General features: G+C 71.9%; 14 protein-coding genes. 11 read left to right on the top strand and 3 right to left on the bottom strand.

Annotated elements, in window-relative coordinates:
* Positions 1-20 precede the first annotated feature (20 nt).
* The 5 genes from chvE (at position 21) to BU52_RS22575 (ending at position 6998) form a co-directional block, all read left to right on the top strand.
* On the top strand, positions 21-1133 hold the full coding sequence (chvE, locus tag BU52_RS22595; RefSeq protein WP_078903406.1) for a multiple monosaccharide ABC transporter substrate-binding protein: 1113 nt from the start codon (positions 21-23) through the stop codon (positions 1131-1133).
* 32 nt (positions 1134-1165) lie between these two features.
* Positions 1166-2716, top strand: coding sequence for a multiple monosaccharide ABC transporter ATP-binding protein (mmsA, locus tag BU52_RS22590; protein ID WP_037937486.1), 1551 nt, complete (start codon positions 1166-1168; stop codon positions 2714-2716).
* A complete protein-coding gene (gene mmsB / locus BU52_RS22585) occupies positions 2713-3954 on the top strand; it encodes a multiple monosaccharide ABC transporter permease (protein WP_037937315.1) in 1242 nt (413 codons plus the stop codon). Before mmsA ends, mmsB begins: the two co-directional genes overlap by 4 nt.
* Positions 3955-4006: 52 nt before the next feature.
* Positions 4007-5164, top strand: coding sequence for an aldose epimerase family protein (locus tag BU52_RS22580; protein ID WP_037937314.1), 1158 nt, complete (start codon positions 4007-4009; stop codon positions 5162-5164).
* A gap of 100 nt (positions 5165-5264) precedes the next feature.
* A complete protein-coding gene (locus BU52_RS22575; RefSeq protein ID WP_037937312.1) occupies positions 5265-6998 on the top strand; it encodes a pyridoxal phosphate-dependent aminotransferase in 1734 nt (577 codons plus the stop codon).
* A gap of 197 nt (positions 6999-7195) precedes the next feature.
* On the opposite strand, the gene BU52_RS22565 is transcribed toward BU52_RS22575, so the two are convergent.
* Together BU52_RS22565 and BU52_RS22560 are read right to left on the bottom strand one after the other, a co-directional pair.
* A complete protein-coding gene (locus BU52_RS22565; RefSeq protein WP_167343535.1) occupies positions 7196-7903 on the bottom strand; it encodes a hypothetical protein in 708 nt (235 codons plus the stop codon).
* Between the two features lie 181 nt (positions 7904-8084).
* Positions 8085-8735 (bottom strand): DUF4360 domain-containing protein, encoded by a 651-nt coding sequence (locus BU52_RS22560; protein ID WP_037937306.1) that lies wholly within the window; start codon positions 8733-8735, stop codon positions 8085-8087.
* 298 nt (positions 8736-9033) lie between these two features.
* Here BU52_RS22560 and BU52_RS22555 point away from each other — a divergent pair, with 298 nt between their 5' ends.
* Complete coding sequence (locus tag BU52_RS22555; RefSeq protein ID WP_037937305.1) at positions 9034-11808, top strand: glycoside hydrolase family 35 protein; 2775 nt, start codon at positions 9034-9036, stop codon at positions 11806-11808.
* 22 nt (positions 11809-11830) lie between these two features.
* Here BU52_RS22555 and arfA read toward each other — a convergent pair whose 3' ends face one another.
* Complete coding sequence (gene arfA / locus BU52_RS22550; RefSeq protein WP_037937303.1) at positions 11831-13336, bottom strand: arabinosylfuranosidase ArfA; 1506 nt, start codon at positions 13334-13336, stop codon at positions 11831-11833.
* 137 nt (positions 13337-13473) lie between these two features.
* On the opposite strand from arfA, the gene BU52_RS22545 reads away from it, so the two are divergent.
* The 5 genes from BU52_RS22545 (at position 13474) to BU52_RS22525 (ending at position 19121) form a co-directional block, all read left to right on the top strand.
* On the top strand, positions 13474-14700 hold the full coding sequence (locus BU52_RS22545) for an MAB_1171c family putative transporter (protein WP_037937300.1): 1227 nt from the start codon (positions 13474-13476) through the stop codon (positions 14698-14700).
* A gap of 109 nt (positions 14701-14809) precedes the next feature.
* The gene (locus BU52_RS22540) at positions 14810-15316 is read left to right on the top strand and encodes a toxin (protein WP_200881256.1); all 507 of its coding nucleotides are present in this window, start codon (positions 14810-14812) and stop codon (positions 15314-15316) included.
* Entirely contained in the window at positions 15313-16497 is a 1185-nt protein-coding gene (locus BU52_RS22535) for an MAB_1171c family putative transporter (protein ID WP_037937295.1), read from the top strand. The genes BU52_RS22540 and BU52_RS22535 overlap by 4 nt, the downstream gene beginning before the upstream one ends.
* Positions 16498-16528: 31 nt before the next feature.
* Positions 16529-17728, top strand: a complete 1200-nt coding sequence (locus BU52_RS22530) for an MAB_1171c family putative transporter (protein WP_037937294.1) — start codon at positions 16529-16531, stop codon at positions 17726-17728.
* Positions 17718-19121, top strand: a complete 1404-nt coding sequence (locus BU52_RS22525) for an FAD-dependent monooxygenase (protein WP_107061238.1) — start codon at positions 17718-17720, stop codon at positions 19119-19121. The genes BU52_RS22530 and BU52_RS22525 overlap by 11 nt, the downstream gene beginning before the upstream one ends.
* Positions 19122-19155 lie beyond the last annotated feature (34 nt).

Raw genomic sequence — 19155 nt, 5'->3', positions numbered from 1 at the left:
ACACGTCAAGGATGATGATCATGCGTAATCGCAGAGCCGCTCTCGCCGCCCTGGCCACCGCCGCCTCCCTCGCCCTCACCCTGACCGCCTGCGGACAGAACAGCGAGGGCGGCAGCGAGGAGGACAAGGGCAGCTCCGAAGGAGCCACCGTCGGCATCGCGATGCCGACCAAGTCCTCGGAGCGCTGGATCGCCGACGGCAACCACGTCAAGAAGCTCCTGGAGGACAAGGGCTACAAGACCAAGCTGGCCTACGGCGAGGACGACCCCGACCAGCAGGTCGCCCAGATCGAGAACATGATCACGCAGGGCGTGAAGGCCCTGATCGTCGCCGCGATCGACAACAAGTCGATGAACAACGTCCTGCAGCAGGCCAAGGACGCCGACATCCCGGTCATCTCCTACGACCGCCTCGTCCTCGGCACGGAGAACGTCGACTACTACGCCTCGTTCGACAACGAGAAGGTCGGCGAGCTCCAGGGCACCTACATCGTCGAGAAGCTCGGCCTGAAGGACGGCGGCAAGAAGGGCCCCTTCAACATCGAGCTGTTCGCCGGCTCCAACGACGACAACAACACCCGCTACTTCTTCCAGGGCGCGATGAGCGTCCTGCAGCCCTACATCGACAAGAAGCAGCTCGTCGTCAAGTCCCGGCAGACCGAACTGAACCAGGTCACCACCCTGCGCTGGGACGGCGGCACCGCGCAGAAGCGCATGGACGACATCCTGACCTCCGCCTACCGCAGCGACCGGGTGGACGCGGTCCTCTCGCCGTACGACGGCATCTCCATCGGCATCCTGTCCGCCCTGAAGTCGGACGGCTACGGCGGCAAGGACAAGCCGCTGCCGGTCGTCACCGGCCAGGACGCCGAGGTCGCCTCGGTGAAGTCGATCATCGCGGGCCAGCAGTCGATGACGGTCTACAAGGACACCCGCGAACTCGCCAAGGTGGCCACCGGCATGGTCGACGCGCTGCTCAACGACAAGAAGCCGGAGACCAACGACACCAAGACCTACGACAACGGCTCGAAGGTCGTCCCGGCCTACCTGCTGGAGCCGGTCGCGGTGGACAAGGAGAACTACCAGGAGGCCGTCGTCGACTCCGGCTACATCAAGGAAAGCGACCTCAAGTAAACGCCGGCGACCACGGATTGGAAGGCACGACCATGGCGGGACCCGTCCTGGAGATGCGCTCGATCGTCAAGACCTTTCCCGGCGTCAAGGCGCTGTCGGACGTCAGCCTGACCGTCCGGCGGGGCGAGGTCCACGCCATCTGCGGCGAGAACGGCGCCGGCAAGTCGACCCTGATGAAGGTCCTCTCCGGCGTCCATCCGCACGGCACCTACGAAGGGGAGATCCTTTTCGAGGAGGAGGTCTGCCGGTTCAAGGACATCCGGGCCAGCGAGGAGCACGGCATCGTGATCATCCACCAGGAGCTGGCCCTGGTGCCCTACCTCTCGATCGCCGAGAACATCTTCCTCGGCAACGAGCACGCCACCCGGGGCCTCATCAACTGGAACGAGACCCTCAGGCACGCCACCGAACTGCTGCGCCGGGTCGGGCTCGACGAGCACCCGGAGACCCGGGTCGCCGACATCGGCGTGGGCAAGCAGCAGCTGGTGGAGATCGCCAAGGCGCTGTCGAAGAGGGTGAAACTGCTCATCCTCGACGAGCCGACCGCCGCGCTCAACGACGAGGACAGCGGCAAACTCCTGGACCTGATACTGCAGTTGAAGGAACAGGGCATCACCGCGATCATCATCTCCCACAAGCTGAACGAGATCCGCAAGGTCGCCGACTCGGTGACGATCCTGCGGGACGGGCGGACCATCGAGACGCTCGACGTCAAGGCCCCCGAGACCACCGAGGACCGGATCATCAGCGGAATGGTCGGCCGCGACCTGGAGCACCGCTTCCCGGAGCGCACCCCGCACCACCCCGAGGAGGGTGCCGCGCCCGCCCTGGAGATCCGCAACTGGACGGTGCACCACCCCATCGACCAGCAGCGCAAGGTCGTCGACGACGTCTCGCTGACGGTCCGGCGCGGCGAGATCGTCGGCATCGCCGGCCTGATGGGCGCCGGCCGCACCGAGCTCGCGATGAGCGTCTTCGGCCGCACCTACGGCCGGCACGCCGGCGGCACGGTCCTCAAGGACGGCAGGGAGATCCCTACGAGGACCGTCCCCGAGGCGGTCGGGCACGGCATCGCGTACGTCACCGAGGACCGCAAGCATTACGGCCTGAACCTCATCGACACCGTCCACCGCAACATCTCGCTCAGCGCCCTCGGCAAGGTCGCCCGGCGCGGTGTCGTGGACGAGCACGAGGAGCGGCAGGTCGCCGAGGGGTTCCGCGCCTCCATGAGCATCAAGACGCCGACGGTCTTCGAGCCGGTGGGCAAGCTGTCCGGCGGCAACCAGCAGAAGGTCGTGCTCAGCAAGTGGATCTTCGCGGGTCCCGAGGTGCTGATCCTCGACGAGCCGACGCGAGGCATCGACGTCGGCGCCAAGTACGAGATCTACACGGTCATCGACCGGCTGGCCGCCGAGGGCAAGGCGGTCGTCTTCATCTCCTCCGAACTGCCCGAGCTGCTCGGCATGTGCGACCGCATCTACACGATGGCCGCAGGGCGGCTGACCGGTGAGTTCTCGCGGGCCGAGGCCTCCCAGGAATCGCTGATGCGTCAGATGACGAAGGACAAAGAGGTGTCCCGATGAGCACAGTCACCGACAAGACCCCGGCGGCCGCGCCGCCGGGCGGGAACGGGACGGGCGGCGGGGCGGGCCTGCTCCGGCTGATGCTGGACGGCCTGCGCCGCAACATGCGGCAGTACGGCATGCTGATCGCGCTCGGCCTGATCGTGGTGCTGTTCGCGGTGTGGACCGAGGGCGACCTGCTGCTGCCGCGCAACGTGTCCAACCTGGTGGTGCAGAACAGCTACATCCTGATCCTCGCGATCGGCATGATGCTGGTCATCATCGCGGGCCACATCGATCTGTCGGTCGGTTCCCTGACGGCGTTCGTCGGGGCGATGGCCGCGGTCTTCATGGTCAGGAACGACATGCCCTGGCCGCTCGCGGTGGTGCTCTGCCTGGCCGTGGGCGCCCTCGCGGGCGCGATCCAGGGGTGGTTCATCGCCTACGGCGGCATACCGTCGTTCATCGTGACCCTCTCGGGCATGCTGACCTTCCGGGGTCTCACCGAGATCTTCCTGGAGGGCCAGACCCTCGGCCCGTTCCCCGACGGCCTGGTGGAGGTGACCAACGGATTCCTGCCCGAGGCCGGACCGGAGACCAACTACCACAATCTCACCCTGCTCCTCGGCCTCACCCTGATCGCGCTCGTCGTCCTCCAGGAGGTGCGCGACCGCCGGCGTCAGCAGGAGTTCGCCCTCGACGTCCCGCCCCTCAAGCTGTTCCTGGTGAAGCTGGTCGCACTCGCCTCCGCCATTCTCGTGGTGACGATGCTGCTCGCCAGTTACAAGGGCGCCCCGAGCGTGCTGCTGCTCCTCGGCGCGCTGCTCGTCGGCTTCGGCTATGTGATGCGCAACGCCGTCATCGGCCGCCATATCTACGCGATCGGCGGCAACCTCCCCGCGGCGAAGCTGTCGGGTGTGCGGGACAAGAGGATCACCTTCCTGGTCTTCCTGAACATGGGCATGCTCGCGGCCCTGGCGGGTCTGGTGTACGCCACCCGCCTCGACGTGGCCTCGCCCAAGGCCGGCCTCAACTTCGAACTGGAGGCCATCGCGGCCGCGTTCATCGGCGGCGCGTCGATGAGCGGCGGTGTCGGGACCGTCCTCGGCGCGGTCATCGGCGGTCTGGTCCTGGGAGTGCTGAACAACGGTATGAACCTCGTCGGTATCGGCAGCGACTGGCAGCAGGTCATCAAGGGCCTGGTACTGCTGGCGGCGGTCGGCTTCGACGTGTGGAACAAGCGCAAGGTCGGTTCGTAGGTCGGCTCGGGCCCCGCCGGACGGCGGGGCCCCTTCCTTTGGGGAGTGGCACATGGAACTGAACAGACGCACGGTCATCGCGGGAGCCGGAGCGGCGGCGGGACTGGCCGCCGGCACCGCCCTCGGCGGTACGGCCCACGCCTCGCCGGGCAGGGGGAAGCCGGTGAGGACGCTCTTCGGCCGGCTCGCGGACGGCACCGAGGTCCACAGCTGGTCGCTGGAGAACGGCGGGACCCGCATGAAGGTCCTGTCCTACGGCGGCATCGTGCAGTCCCTGGAGATCCCAGACCGGCGCGGCCGCCGCGCCAACGTCTCCCTCGGCTTCTCCACCCTCGATGAGTACGTCGCCTCCAGCCCGTACTTCGGCGCCCTGATCGGCCGCTACGGCAACCGCATCGGCGAGGGCCGCTTCACCCTCGACGGCACGTCGTACCGGCTCTCCGTCAACGACGGCGAGAACAGCCTGCACGGCGGCGCCCAGGGCTTCGACAAGCGGGTCTGGGACGTCGAGCCCTTCACCCGCGGCTCCGACGTCGGCCTGCACCTGCGCCACACGGCCGCCGACGGTGACATGGGCTACCCGGGCACGCTGCGCACCAAAGTGACGTACACCCTCACCCGCGCCGGCGACTGGCGCGTCGACTACGCGGCCACCACCGACCGGGCCACCGTCGTCAACCTCACCAGCCACGTCTACTGGAACCTGGCGGGCGAGGGCAGCGGCTCGGTGTACGACCACGAGCTGTCCGTCGCCGCCTCCCGCTACACGCCGGTCGACCAGGGGCTGATCCCCACGGGCGAACTGGCCCGGGTCGCGGGCACCCCCTTCGACTTCCGGCGGGCCAAGCCGGTCGGCCGGGACATCCACACCGCGCACCCGCAGGTGCTGTTCGGGCAGGGCTTCGACCACAACTGGGTGCTCGACAAGGGCGTCACCGCCCGGCCGGAGCACGTCGCGACCCTGCGCGACCCGTCCTCCGGCCGCACGCTGAGGATCGCCACCAGCGAGCCCGGCCTGCAGTTCTACTCCGGCAACTTCCTCGACGGCACCCTCGTCGGCACGGGCGGAAGGGTCTACCGGCAGGGCGACGGGCTGTGCCTGGAGACCCAGCACTTCCCCGACTCGCCGAACCAGCCGTCGTTCCCCTCGACCGTGCTGCGACCGGGGCGGACGTACCGGACGACGACGGTCCACTCGTTCGACGCCTGAACACATTTCTTTCACACGCGTTGAACGACGGCACACCCCCCTCCGTATGAACCGGTGGCCCGCGCTCCCCCGCGCGGGCCACCCGGTACCGGAGGTTCCCTTGGCCGACAACGTCACCTCGTTGTTCCGCAGCACCGCGGCGCACAGCCCGTCGATGGCGGCGCTGACACGGGAGAGCGACGGGGCCGGCCCGGTGGACTTCTGCATCCCCTGCAACCCGTACTTCCCCACCCCCGCCATGTTCGAGGAGATGGCCGCCCGGCTGCGCGACATCATCACGTACTACCCGAGCAGCGCCGACACCATCACCGCCGAACTGTGCGGCCTGCTCCAGCTCCCGCCGCAGTGCGTGGCGATGGGCAACGGCTCCACGGAACTGATCACCTGGATCGACCACCTCCTGGTCCGCGAGTCCCTCGCCGTCCCCGTCCCCACCTTCGGCCGCTGGACCGACCAGCCCATGGAGACCGGCAAGCGGGTCGACATGTTCCCGCTCCAGGAGTCCAGCGGCTTCGCCCTCGACCTCGCGCAGTACGCCGAGTTCATCCGGGCGCGCGGCACCCGGGTCGCCGTCGTCTGCAATCCGAACAACCCCGACGGCGGCTTCCTCCACAAGCACGCCGTGGTGCAGTTCATGGACGCCATGGCCGACCTGGACCTGGTGGTGATCGACGAGTCCTTCCTGGAGTTCGCCGACGCCGAGGCCGAACCGAGCGTGGTGCAGGAGGCGATGCTGCGGCCCAACGTCGTCGTGCTGCGCAGCCTCGGCAAGAACTTCGGCCTGCACGGCATCCGCTTCGGCTATCTCGTCGCCAACCCGGCGCTGGCGGGGCGGGTCCGCTCCATGCTCCCCAAGTGGAACCTCAACTCCTTCGCCGAGCACGTGGTGTTCATGCTGAGGGAGCACGGCGCCGAGTACGCGCAGAGCCTCCACCAGGTGCGCCGCGACCGCCTGGACATGTCGGGCCGGCTCTCGTCGCTCCCCGGCCTGACGGTCTACCCCTCCCAGGGCAACTTCCTCTTCGTGCGCCTGCCCGTCGGCGCCGAGGGAACGGTCGTGCGGGACCGGATGCTCACCGAGCACCGGATCCTGGTGCGTGAGTGCGGCAACAAGATCGGCTCGTCCAGCCGCTTCCTGCGTCTCGTGGTGCGCCCCCAGGTGGACGTGCGTCGCCTGGTGTCCGGCCTGGAGCAGGTGCTCTACGGGACGTCCAGGAGGGGAGCCGCCGTGCCCGAGCAGGCCACAGGGACCGGCTACAGCTCGGGCACGGCGGCGGTGGACCGTCTGGTGAGCGAGACCAACGGGGCGGGCATGGGGGGGCTCGCCGCGCAGGCCGCCGGTGCCGGCGCCGTGGGGTTCGCCGCCGCTCCGTCCGCCGGCACCGGCGTGCCGCTCCCCGCCGCCGCGTCCACCGTGACGGCGGACCCGGCCGGCGGGATGCCGGCCGCGGCCTCGGCCGGGATGCCGGCCGTGCCCCAGCCCGCACCCCGGCCCGCGCCGCAGCCGCTTCCCCAGCCCGCACCCCTGCCGGCCCCGCCGCCCGTACCCCAGCCCGTACCCCAGCCGGTTCCGGAGCAGGTTCCGCAGCCCGCCCCGATGCCGGCCGCGGCGCAGCCGCTCGCGCCCGCGGCACAGGCGCCGGTACCCCCGGTGGCGTACCCGGCACCGGCCCTGTTCCCGCCGGCCGGTCCCACGCCACCCGGTGTCCCCGCCCGTGGCGGCCTGACCGCCGCCCAGGTCAGAGGCACCAACGGCCTGTCCACGGCCCCGGCGACGGGCTGGCCGGGACCGCAGAACTGGCCGAACGCGGCGGGGATGGGGCAGGCGGGCTGAGGTCCGGCCGGGCAGCCGGCGGGACCGGGTCTCCGCAGCCGACGGCCGGTGAGCGACAGGTCGTCCGCTGCTCCCGTTCAGGGAGTTGCTGCCGACCGCGCGCGTCCCGCCCGGCGGCGGGGAGCGCGTAGGCCTTCACCCGACGGTGCCGGCGCGGCAGGTGCCGCACGAGGCGAAGAGACGGACACCGGAGCACGTCAGACGAGGCGGCGGTAGGCGATGACGGAGCCGATGACCCAGACCCCGGGGCCGCCGAGGCCGAAGAGCACTCCCGGGGACAGCAGGGTCGCCAAGGGCTCGGGCACGTCCCCGAAGAGGGGGAGCAGGGAGAGGACGACCAGCGGGAAGAAGGCCGCCATCGCCCAGGACAGACCGGTCATGACGGCCATCCGGCGGGCTTCACCGCGCTCGATGCGGCGGGTGACACGGGCCGACTCGGTCCAGTCGGCGCCACGCAGTTCCACCCAGGCGGTGAGCAGGAGCGCCAGTTCGCCCTCCAGGTCGACGGTGTTGTCGTCCAGGTGCTTCAACTGCATCCGCCTGCCGTTGGCCCCGTAGGCGTAGGTGAACAGCCTGGGCGCTCCCTGCTGCACGGCCGCGCCGTGGTCGGCCTCCACCCGGATGTCCTGTATCTCGCGCCAGGACATCCGTCTCACCCGCACGAGGCCCCGGACCCGGATGCCCCTGAGGTCGGCCGTGGTCGAGGCGCGCACCGCGCCGGCGGCCAGCCAGGCGAACAACGCCAGGACGACGAGGCTCGCGGTCCACCTCACCGGACCGGACATGTCCTCGTCGGTCCACAGCGGGAGCAGCGCGGCGGCCGTCGCGACGACCACCGCTCCCGCGACGAGGACGGCCCGCCCGCTGGAGATGCGGTATTCGCGGGGCAATGACCGGACGCTCATGATTCCCCCCGTTTTCTCGGCGAAAGATGCCTCTGCGCGTCATGCGCGAGAAGCAGTGTCGAGCCCCAACTACCGCGTTGCCAAGTGTTGTTGGGCGATACATGAACACGGGCGGGTGGGCGGCGCACCCGCGTTCCGGGCGCGCCGCCCACCGCCGGACCGTCAGGCACCGGTCACCGCGTCAGCCCTCCGGGCACTCCTTCCAGGCGAGGTGGTACACCGTGCTGATGTCTCCGTCCGTGGAGTCCATCGTCATGAAGCTGACCTCGTCGGGGGACGAGGTCCCGGCGCTCACCCGGAGCTCCGTGTTGATGTTGAAGTTGCGCTGGACCCCGCAGGGCGCGTAGACGAGTTGCGCCCAGTCGGTCTCGTCCGTGGCCTGCCAGTTGTCGTCGTAGGGGCCCGTGTAGGGGTGGGTGCGGTACTCCGTGTTCGAGGAGCCCTGGAAGTAGTACGACGCCCTCTGTGTGCCCTTGGCGCCGGGCGCGAGCGAGGCGAAGCCCCGGTAGTCCGCGCCGGCGACGGCGTAGGTGAAGCCCTGGGGTACGTGGACGAGCAGGCTGAGCTGGCAGTTCTTGCGGAACGCCGTGGGGTCGGAGGTGCCGCCGGCCTGGGCGAGGTAGTCGCTGTACGTCACGGTGAACGCGGTGTTGTCGGCCGAGACGGCGACGGCCGCGGTGCCCTGGGGGCATCCCGATCCGTTCACGGTGGCGACCTTGATGACGATCTTGTCCGGCGGCGGGTCCTCGAAACCGGCCGACGGGTTGTGCGCGGGTGACGCGGCGGTGAGGAGCGCCGCCACCGCGGCGCTCATGAGCAGGCCACCAGCCATGATGGTCCGTCCTTTTCCTTCGGTGGGGGGTGGTTAAAACGTCATGCGCATGCCAACAAGCGAGCGCATGTGCTCCCGGTCTCGTGAAGGAGGCATGGAGGTGCGGTGAAGGCCGGGAGCGCTCGCATCGTATGGAGCGCCACGCCCGGCGGACAGAGCGAACTCCGGCCATTCACCTCCGTCCCGACCCGGCAGGACACAAGGGGCGTACCGGGTCCGCCGTGTGAACGGCGGGGTGCCCGTTCGTAGAGAATGGCCCACCAGCACCGCGTGTGGCACCACAACAGGAGGCGCTCCCTTGGAGCTCAGCAGGCGCACCTTCACCGCCCTGGCCGGCACGGCCGCGCTCGGTCTCGCCCTGGCCGGCAGCGGTGGGGCGGCGACCGGCACGCACGGTCCGCGCAGCGTGCCGACCGGTCCGCCTCCCTCTCCGCCGCGCGCGGACGGACGGCGGCACCGGGTCGGCTTCGACGGGTACTCGCTGCTGGTCGACGGCCGGCGCCTGGTGCTGTGGTCCGCCGAGATGCACCCCCACCGGCTGCCCAGCCCGTCCCTGTGGCGGGACGTCCTGCAGAAGCTGCGGGCCCACGGGCACAACGCGGTCAGCGTCCCCGTGCCGTGGAACCACCACTCCCCCGCGCCCGGCACGTACGACTTCACCGGGGTGCGGGATCTGAACCTGTTCCTGAACACCGCCGCCGAGGAGCGGCTGTACGTCGTCCTGCGTCCGGGTCCGTACCTCGGCGCCGACGTGGACGCGGGCGGCCTCCCCGGGTGGCTGACGGCCGTCGACGGGACCGCGCGGACGGATGATCCGGAATACCTGCGGCACGTCGACGAGTGGCTGAGCGCCGTCAACTCCATCGCCGTACGGCATCTGTTCACCGCGGGCGGCGGCACGCTGCTGCTGTACCGGCTCGAGGACGGGCACGGCACGCCCGCCGGCGATCCGGCCCGGCGCGCCTACACGGCCCACCTGTACGCCAGGGCCCGCGCCGACCGCATCGACGTGCCGCTGTTCCACGGGGACGGGCGGTTCGGCCACCGCGAGAGCGGTTCACCGTCGCCCGGGTTCCGCTCCGACGCCGGGCACGAGCGGCGCGGTCACCTGACCGACCTCGCCCACGGGATCACCGCGCACAGCGTCCGCACGGTGTTCGGCGGTTCCCCGTGGGGGTGGCTGTCCGGGGCGGGCGTCACCGCCCCGCACGACCGCGAGGCACCGATCGACGAGGGCCGCAGGCCCACGGCGGACATGGCCCCGCTCCAGCAGTTCGGGCATCTGGTGCGGACCGTGCCCGACCTCGCCCGGCTGGATCCGGCGGGTGAGGTACGGGCGGCGGACGACAGGCTGACGGTCTACCACCTGGCCAACCCCGACACCGGCGCCCAGGTGTACGTCGTGCGCAACGACTCCGGCGAGCCGGTACGTTCGATGCTGCCGGACACCGGCATCGAGGTGCCGGTCACCGTGGCGCCGCGCGACGCCAGACTGCTCGTCTCCGGGCTGGGGCTGGGCCGGCGGAAGCTGGCGTACACCACCGCGCAGCCCATGCTGAGCATGGCGGCCGGACGGCTGGACGTCGCCGTCTTCGTCGGCCGCGGCGGTGAGCAGGCACAGGTCGCGCTGGACTGCGGCGTCCAGCCGGAGGTCCTGCGCGCGGACACCGAACCGGCGTGGTCCTACGACCGGGGCAGGCTGAACGTCGTCGCGCCGCTCGGCAGGGGCGGGCTGAGCCGGTTGCTCGTCAAGGGCGGGGGCTCCGACGTCCCCCTCGTGCTGCTGTTCGCCGACGACGCGACCGCGCTGCGCCTGTGGCCGTACGAGACCCCGTCCGGCTCCCTGCTGGTCTACGGGCCGGCGATGCTGCGCTCGGCCACCCTGCGCGGCTCCACCGTCCACCTGACGGGCGACGTCGTCGACGAGACCGGTGTGGAGGTGTGGCCGCCGCGCGGCATCACCTCCGTGACCTGGAACGGGCAGCCGGTGCGCACCTACCTCGGCCGGGCCGGCAGCCTGGTGATGGAGGGGATGATGCCGGACGCGCCCGCGGTACCCCTGCCGGAGCTCACCGGCTGGCGGCGGCGGGGCGGGAACCCGGAGTCCGAACCGGAGTTCGACGACTCGGCGTGGACGGCGGCCGACCGCACGACGTCGCACAGCACCACGCCCGTGCCCGGGGACGGGCTCGTCCTCTTCGCCGACGACTACGGCTTCCACTACGGCGACGTCTGGTACCGGGGGCGGCTGACGGACACGCGCGGTATCACGTCCGTGTCCCTGACCTGCGGCACCGGCCCGCACGGACTGCTGATGGCCTGGCTGGACGGACATCCCCTCGGCACCCACCGGATGCCGGCGCCGGAGGAGGACACCGCCGGGAAGGGCACCTTCACCGCCACGGCCGTCCTCGCCGTGCCGAAGGGGCTGCGGAGGCGGGGACGGCACGTGCTGTCCGTGCTGGTGCGGCCCATGCAGCACGACGGGGGCGCGCGGGCGAGGGACCCGCACAAGGCCGCGCGGGGGCTCGTGTCCGTCGCGTTCGGGGGCGGCTCACGGGACGTGGAGTGGCGGATCCAGGGTGCCGTGGCGCCGGACCGGGCGCGCGGACCGCTCAACAACGGCGGGCTGCACGGGGAACGGCACGGCTGGCACCTGCCGGAGCACGACGACCGGGACTGGCGGGCCGTCGGCCTCCCGCACGAGGAACGGCGGCAGGGCGTGGCCTGGTACCGGACGGACTTCCGGCTGGACGTCGCCCCGGACGTGGACGCGTCGATCGGGCTCACCCTGGAGGACGAGCCCGAGCGCGCCTACCGCGCCCAGATCTTCCTCAACGGCTGGAACATGGGCCAGTACCTCAACGACGTGGGCTCGCGGCACACCTTCGTCCTGCCGAACGGGATTCTGCGTACGCGTGGGACCAACACACTGGCACTGGCCGTGCTGTCCGACGGGACCACCCCCTCGGGCCCGCGCGACGTACGGCTGACCCTGCTGGGCGCGGCGCGGGGCGGTGTTCCGGTGGAGGTGGTGGAGCCGGCGGGGACGGCGGACCGACCGGGGAGGTGAGTCCGAGCCGGTGCGGCCCGGCTCACGCCAGCCGGATCACGTTCCAGGACAGCGGCTCCAGTACGGCCGAGAGGCGGCCGCCGTCCAGCGTGGTGCCCGCGGCGGGGTGCGGGGTGACCCGCTCGGGCTCGGCGAGGGTGTTGCGGGCCTCGGGGTCGGCGTCGGAGAGCACGCTGTGCTCGACGACCGCGGTGAGACCGAGACCGCCCAGCGAGACCTCCAGCGGCAGCGGCTCGGTGCGGCCCCGGTTGACGGCGAACACCGTCACCGTGCCGTCCCCGGCCCGTACGGCGGTGGCGTGGAGCAGATCGGCCTCGCCGTACTTCCGCGTCTCGTACGTCGGCGAGTCCACACGGACGTCGAGGACCTCGCCGCGGCCGTACCGGGAGGCCTGGGCGAACGGGTGGAAGGTCGTCTGCCGCCAGGCCGGACCGCCGGGCTCGGTCATGATCGGGGCGATGACGTTGACGAGCTGGGCGAGGCAGGCGACGGTCACGCGGTCGGCGTGCCGGAGCAGCGCGATGAGCAGTGAGCCGACGACGACCGCGTCGGTGACGCTGTAGTTGTCCTCAAGGATGCGGGGCGCCTCGGGCCAGTCCAGGACGCCGACCTGGGCGTCGGTGCGGGACATGTACCAGACGTTCCACTCGTCGAAGGAGAGGTCGATCTTCTTCTTCGACTTGAGGCGGGCGCCGACGTGGTCGCAGGTGGCGACCACGTCCTCGATGAAGGACTCCATGTCGACGGCGGAGGCGAGGAAGGAGTCGACGTCGCCGTCGTGCGGCTCGTAGTAGGCGTGCAGGGAGATGTGGTCGACGAGGTCGTACGTCTCCTGCAGGACCGTCGCCTCCCACGCGGCGAACGTCTCCATGGACCGGCCGGAGGAGCCGCAGACGACGAGTTCGACGCCGGGGTCGAACTGACGCATGGCGCGGGCGGTCTCCGCGGCGGCACGGCCGTACTCCTCGGCGGTCTTGTGGCCGGTCTGCCAGGGGCCGTCCATCTCGTTGCCGAGGCACCAGAGCCGGATGCCGAAGGGGTCCTTGTCGCCGTGCTCGGCGCGCAGGTCCGACCACGCGGTCCCGGAGGGGTGGTTGGCGTACTCCAGGAGCTCCAGGGCCTCGGCGACGCCCCGGGTGCCGAGGTTGACGGCCATCATGGGTTCGGCGTGGGGGCCGATCTTCCTGAGGAACGCGATGTACTCGGAGAGGCCGAAGCGGTTGGTCTCCGTGGAGCGCCAGGCGAGGTCGAGGCGGCGGGGGCGGTCCTCGACGGGGCCCACGGAGTCCTCCCACCTGTAGCCGGAGACGAAGTTGCCTCCGGGGTAGCGGATGGTGGTCACCCCCAGTTCGCGGACGAGGCCGAGGACGTCCGCGCGGATGCCGTCCGCGTCCGCGGCGGGGTGGCCGGGTTCGAAGACGCCGGTGTACACGCAACGGCCGAGGTGTTCCACGAACGAGCCGAAGAGACGGGGGTCGACCTCCCCGACGGTGAAGGCGGGGTCCAGGGTGAAACGGGCGGTACGCAAGGGGGTCCTCTCCGGGCGTTCGATATGTCGACCACTGCTCGCATTTTCGAACGGAACCGTAGGTGTGACGCGCGCACGCGTCAATGGGTAGGCTCGAACGGCCGTCAGTGCGGCGGGCGATGAGAGCGAGGGACGCGATGGGGTTCGCGGACGCGGCCATGGGCCCGGCCTCGTTCCTCAGCGAGCTCTACCCGTCCTTCTGGTGGATCCCGGCCGGCGTGCTGGCCGCCGCCCTGGCGATCAAACTCCCGACGATCATCCGGCTCTGGAACGACCCGCTGCTGCGCGCGGTCGGCGGCCTGCTGCTGCTCGCCTGCGCGGTGTTCGTGTTCGTCGCGCCCTCGACGATCGTCTGGGTGAACCGGGTCACCGGCGTGCCCAACATCTCGGCGCCCTGGGTGTACTCACTGCTCACCGCCTTCTGCGGCTCCTGTCTTGTGCTGATCATCGCCTGGCGCGACGGCCCGTCCGAGCGTTCCGCCGCCACGCGCCGGGCCACCCGCCAGGTCCTCGTCGCCTACGGGGGCGTGATCGTGGCGCTGTGGGTGCTGTTCGCCCTCGCGGACGTGCCCGTGGAGCGGACCCGGGACCTGGACACCTACTACGCCACCACGCCGTTCATGCGCGAGGAGATCCTGCTGTACCTCCTCGCGCACACCACCGCCGTCCTCATCACCTCGAAGCTGATCTGGAACTGGATCCGCACCGACGGACTCGACGCCTGGCTGCGCTGGGGGCTGAAGTTCCTGGGCATCGGCTACGCGCTGAACCTGGCCTTCGACGCCGCCAAACTCACGGCCGTGGGGGCGCGCTGGACCGGGAACGACCTGGACTGGCTCAGCCTCGACGTGGCACCGGCCCTGGCCTGCCTGTCCGCCGTGTCGATCGCCGTCGGCTTCATCCTTCCGCACGCCGGCCAGTACCTGCACGAGCGCTGGCGGATCCGCCGGGCCCACCGCGGGCTGCGGCCCCTGTACCTGCTGATGCGGACCGTGCACGGCTCCGGCCTGCCGTTCGTGCTGCGCGCCGGCCCCGAACTGCGCCTGACCCGGCGCGAGACGTTCATCCGCGACGTGCTGCTCCCGCTGGCCCGGCGCACCGACGAGCGGCTGCGCGAGCGGTCGTACGCCGCCGCGCTGGGCCTGGGACACACGCCGGAGCGGGCGAAGGCGCTCGCCGCGGCCGTGGTGATCCTCGACGCGGTCGACGCGGGCCCCGGCCGGGACGGCGGCCACGACCCCGACACCACGGAACTGCTCCGCGAGATCGGGGACGTCTCGCGCGCCCTGCGCCACCCCGACGTGATCCGGGAGGTCCGCGCCCGCGCGATGGCATCCGGGGACACCATGGCGGTCACCGAGTGACCTTCGGGCACGGGGAACTGGCCGGAGGGGCATCCGTCTTGGCATATTGCACAGGTGACCGAGCGACGACCGGCGGAACGGGGAGACAGCGGTGCGTACCAGGAAGGAGATGCGTCGACTCGCTGACGCCCTCATCGACCCCATCCGGGTGCCGGTGCCCGCGGACCCCGAGGTGCTGTTCGAGGCACTCGTGGCCTCCGTCAGCGCATGGCGGGGACGGGACGTGGTCGTGCACCGGGCGGCGTTCCCGCCGCACACCGCGAGCGGTCTGTGGCTGGAGCGCGAGGAACACGACGACGTCGTGGTGGACGAGCGGGCCGCCATGTGGCACCAGATCGTCATCTTCTGCCACGAGGTGTGGCACATGAACCGCCGGGGGGCGGACGCGGGTGCCGGCGAGGGGCCGCTGCCGGTCGCCGCGCGCACCGACTTCAGCCTGGCCGAGGAGCAGGAGGCCGACCGCTTCGGCATGCTGATGGGCCGTCGGCTGCGCGCCTGGCTGGAGGCGTCCGCAGGCTCGGCGCACACCGTCGGGGGCGCCGCGGGCCCCGGGGACCCACAGGATCTCGCCGGACGCATCGGGGCCGCGCTCAACTACCGCGGGACGAAGAGATGAGCGGCCTCCTCAACTACGTGAGCTGCGGGGCGCTGTGGCTCGGGCTGCTCGTGAGGGCGCCCGACCTGCTGCGGCACCGGCGGGACCCGTATCTGCGGGCGATCTGCGCGGTGCTGGGCCTCGCGGGGCTGTGCTTCTTCCTCGGGGCGCCGCCGACCGTGGGCGCCGTCAACCGGCTCGGCGGGGTGCCGAACCTGGCGGCACCGGTCACCTACGTGGCGATCACCGGGTACTGCGCCGCCTCGCAGGTGCTGATCGTGCACTGGCGGGGCGGGCCCCGGGTGCACCGCACCGCCCGCCGCTGGATGCTCGCCTACGCCGTGGTCGTCCTCGGCATCGCGGTGACGTTCGTCCTCGGCGACGCGCCCGTGGAGCGCAGGACCGACCTGGACACGTACTACGCGACGACCCCGTACCTCGCCCAGATGATCGTGCTGTACCTGCTCGCGCACCTCATCACCGTGACGGTCACCACCGTCTCGTCGCTGCGCTGGGCGCGCCGGGTGCGGGGCGGGCTGCGGGCGGGGCTCGTGCTGCTCGGGACCGGCTCGCTGTGCGGGGCCGGTTACAGCGTCGCCAAGCTGGTCGCGGTGGGTGCCCGCTGGTCCGGGCGGGACTGGTCGGCGCTCGGCACCACCGTCTCCCCGGCCGCCGCCGGTCTCGGTGCCCTGCTGACGGTCGTCGGGGTACTGGTCCCGCTGGCGGTGCCCCGGGTGGGCGAGTGGCGGCGGGCCCGGCGGGCGTACGCCCGGCTGGGACCGCTGGAGCGGACGCTGGAGGACCTGCTCACCCGCCGGACGCTGCGGCTGCCCCGGCCCAGGTTCGCCTCCCCCACCACCCGGCTGATGTGGCGCCAGACCAGCATCCACAACGCGCTGAGCCATCTCGACGCCTACTTCGACCGGGACCTGTACGACCGGACCCGCTCCGGTGTGCTGGCGGCGACGGACGACCAGGACCGGGCCGAGGCAGCGGCCTGGGCGGCGGTCATCACCGCGGCGGTACGGCAGGAGGCCGACCCCGGACGGCGCCCGGCGCCGTCCGACGGCACCGGCCGGCTGCTCGGCCGGGTGCCGGATCCGGCCGTGCTCGCCCGGATCGCCGACGCGCTGGCCGGCACCTCCCCGGCGCCCGTCGCCCCCGCCGTGCCGAGCGGTACGACGACGGCGGGGACCGCGTGAACCGGGGCCCGGACGAGAGGGGCCGGCCGGCGTGAGTCTCGTCGTCTACCTGGCGGCCTTCGTCTTCGGCATGACCTCCGTGCTGCTGTTCCCCCGCCCGCGCAAGGCCATGCGGAACCCGCTGACCGTCTCCACGTGCGCGGCGATCGTCCTCGGCGCGCTGGTCTTCGTGTGCGCGGCCCCGGCCACCCTCGCCACCGTCAACGAGCTCACCGGAGTCCCCAACTTCGGGGCCCCGCTCACCTACGGCATGCTCTCCGCGTACAGCTGCGCGGTGCTGGTGCTGCTGATCAACTGGCGGGGCGGTTCCCGTGAGCGGGTGCGGCGCGGGGTGCTGCGCACCGTCGCCGCCTACGGCCTGCTGGTGGCCGCCATCGTCGTGCTGTTCGTGCTCGCCGAGGCGGACACCGAACGGCTGACCGACCTCGACACCTACTACGCCGGCACGCCGTTCATGCGGGAGATGATCCTGCTCTACCTGATCGGGCACAGCGCGGCGATGCTGGTGATGTGCGCCGTCTGCGTCAAGTGGGGGCGCGAGGTCGACGGGCCGCTGCGCACGGGGCTGCGGCTGATCCTCGTGGGGGCGCTGCTGGACGTGGTGGGCTTCCAGGCGGCCAAGTACACCGCGATCGTGGCCCGCTGGACCGGCCACGACCTCGATGTCCTGTCCACCACGGTGGCCCCGCCGATGGCCTCGCTGGCCGCGCTGCTGTGTTCGGCGGGGTACCTGCTGCCGTCCGCGGTCGCCCAGTGGCGGGCGCTGGGCGACCACCGGCGGCTGGCCCCGCTGTGGGCCCTGGTGAAGCCGGCGTCCACCGCGCCCAGGCCGCCGACCGGCTGGTGGCAGCTGCCCCAGGTACGGCTGCAGTGGCGTGAGGTGTCCATCCACGACGCGCTGCTCGCGCTCGCGCCGTACTTCGACCACCGGCTCCGCGAGCGGGTGCGGGACTCCGCCCTGCGCGCGGGCCGCTCCCCCCACGCGGCACGGCTCGCGGCGGAGGCCGCCATGCTCGCCGACGCGGCGCGCCGCGCCGCCGCCCGCGAGGAACCGCCCGAGACCGGCGGCACCTACCGGCTGCACGCCACCGAGGTCTCCGGCACCGGCGGGCTGGTGGAGCTGGCACAGGCGCTGCACCGCCCGCCCGACGGGAGCGCCGCGGCCGACGCCACCGAGCGGCCCTCCCTGCCCGGATCCATGACCGAACCCGAGGAGCCCCATGTCGCGTAGAGCTGTCGTCATCGGTGCCGGTCTGGCCGGCATGCTGGCCGCGGCCGCCCTGTCCGCCGCCGGCACGGACGAGGTGATCGTGCTGGACCGCGACGAGCTGCCTCAGGGGCCGGAGCACCGCAGGGGGCTGCCGCAGGGGCGGCACGCGCATCTGCTGATGGCGGGCGGCCTGGACGCCATGGAGCAGCTGCTGCCGGCCGCGCGGCTGCGCAAGCGGCTGCTCGCCGCCGGGGCGCACGAGATACCGCTCAGCTCGGGCATGCTCGCCCTCACGCCCGACGGGTGGCTGCGCCGCTGGCGGCGGGAGGGCCCCGCCATGCTGACGTGCACCCGCGCGCTGCTGGACTGGGTGGTGCGGGAGGCCGTGCTAGAACAGACGACGGTGCGGGTCCGCAGGGCGGCGGTGGTGGGCCTGACGGGGTCCGCCGACCGGGTGCGCGGGGTACGCGTCGCGGAGCCCGGCGGGGACACGGACCTCGGCGCGGACCTGGTCGTCGACGCGAGCGGGCGCGGGACGCGGGTCGTCAGCTGGCTGAAGGGGCTCGGGCTGTCCGGCGTACGGGAGCGCGCGGTGGACTCCGGGCTGGTCAACGCGTCGCGGATCTACCGGGTGCCGGAGGGCGCGGAGCGCTTCCCGCTGACGGTCGTGCAGCCCGATCCCTTCGTGTCCCGGCCGGCCCGGAGTGCGATGGTCATGCCGATCGAGGGGGGACGCTGGCTGGTGAGCTGCGGTGGCTCGCGCGGTGGTGAGCCGCCGGCCGACCCGGAGGGGTTCCTGCGGTACGCGCTCGACCTGCCCGACCCGATCGTGGGGCGGCTGATCTCCGGGGCGGAGCCGCTCACCGACGTCCATCTGAGCCGGTCGACCAGCAATGTGCGGCGGTACCTGGAGAAGCTGCCGCGCTGGCCGGAGGGGTTCGTGGTGCTGGGGGACGCGCTGGCCACGTTCAATCCTTCCTACGGGCACGGCATGTCGGTGGCGGCGTTCGGCGCCCGGGTCCTCGACCGTGAGCTGGCCCGGTCCGGCGGTCCCGGCGCGCCCGGTCTGGCGCGCCGGGTGCTGCGGGGCGCGGCGCGCGCGGCGGACCCGGCGTGGGCCATGGCCGTCGGCCAGGACGTGCTGTATCCGGACGTGCGGGGTGGCCGTCCGACGGTGGCGGACCGGGTGGTGACGGCGTACACCCGCCGGATGATGAAGGCGGCGACGGGTTCCTACGCGGCGGCGTCGGTGATCTGGGACGTCACCAGTCTGCGCACGCCGCCGACGCGGATGTTCCGGCCGGGGGCGGTGCTGGCGGCTGTCGCGGGGTCTCCGTTGCCGCCGTCTGTCGAGCCGCCGCTGACGCCGGGCGAACGGGCCGTTCTGCGGGCCCTGGACCGCACGGGGGCGTGACAGGACGGGGGCGTGACAGGACGGGGGCGTGACA

It is taken from the genome of Streptomyces toyocaensis, from assembly GCF_000725125.1.
GTDB lineage: Bacteria > Actinomycetota > Actinomycetes > Streptomycetales > Streptomycetaceae > Streptomyces > Streptomyces toyocaensis.
Note: the sequence above shows the minus strand (reverse complement) of the source record. Positions and strands in the feature narration are given on the sequence as shown.

What these genes read in the sequence shown, in the direction of transcription:
- chvE (WP_078903406.1), top strand. Translation starts at nt 21, where the DNA reads ATGCGTAATCGCAGAGCCGCTCTCGCCGCCCTGGCCACCGCCGCCTCC.
- mmsA (WP_037937486.1), top strand. Translation starts at nt 1,166, where the DNA reads ATGGCGGGACCCGTCCTGGAGATGCGCTCGATCGTCAAGACCTTTCCC.
- mmsB (WP_037937315.1), top strand. Translation starts at nt 2,713, where the DNA reads ATGAGCACAGTCACCGACAAGACCCCGGCGGCCGCGCCGCCGGGCGGG.
- BU52_RS22580 (WP_037937314.1), top strand. Translation starts at nt 4,007, where the DNA reads ATGGAACTGAACAGACGCACGGTCATCGCGGGAGCCGGAGCGGCGGCG.
- BU52_RS22565 (WP_167343535.1), bottom strand. Translation starts at nt 7,903, where the DNA reads ATGAGCGTCCGGTCATTGCCCCGCGAATACCGCATCTCCAGCGGGCGG.
- BU52_RS22560 (WP_037937306.1), bottom strand. Translation starts at nt 8,735, where the DNA reads ATGGCTGGTGGCCTGCTCATGAGCGCCGCGGTGGCGGCGCTCCTCACC.
- BU52_RS22545 (WP_037937300.1), top strand. Translation starts at nt 13,474, where the DNA reads ATGGGGTTCGCGGACGCGGCCATGGGCCCGGCCTCGTTCCTCAGCGAG.
- BU52_RS22540 (WP_200881256.1), top strand. Translation starts at nt 14,810, where the DNA reads ATGCGTCGACTCGCTGACGCCCTCATCGACCCCATCCGGGTGCCGGTG.
- BU52_RS22535 (WP_037937295.1), top strand. Translation starts at nt 15,313, where the DNA reads ATGAGCGGCCTCCTCAACTACGTGAGCTGCGGGGCGCTGTGGCTCGGG.
- BU52_RS22525 (WP_107061238.1), top strand. Translation starts at nt 17,718, where the DNA reads ATGTCGCGTAGAGCTGTCGTCATCGGTGCCGGTCTGGCCGGCATGCTG.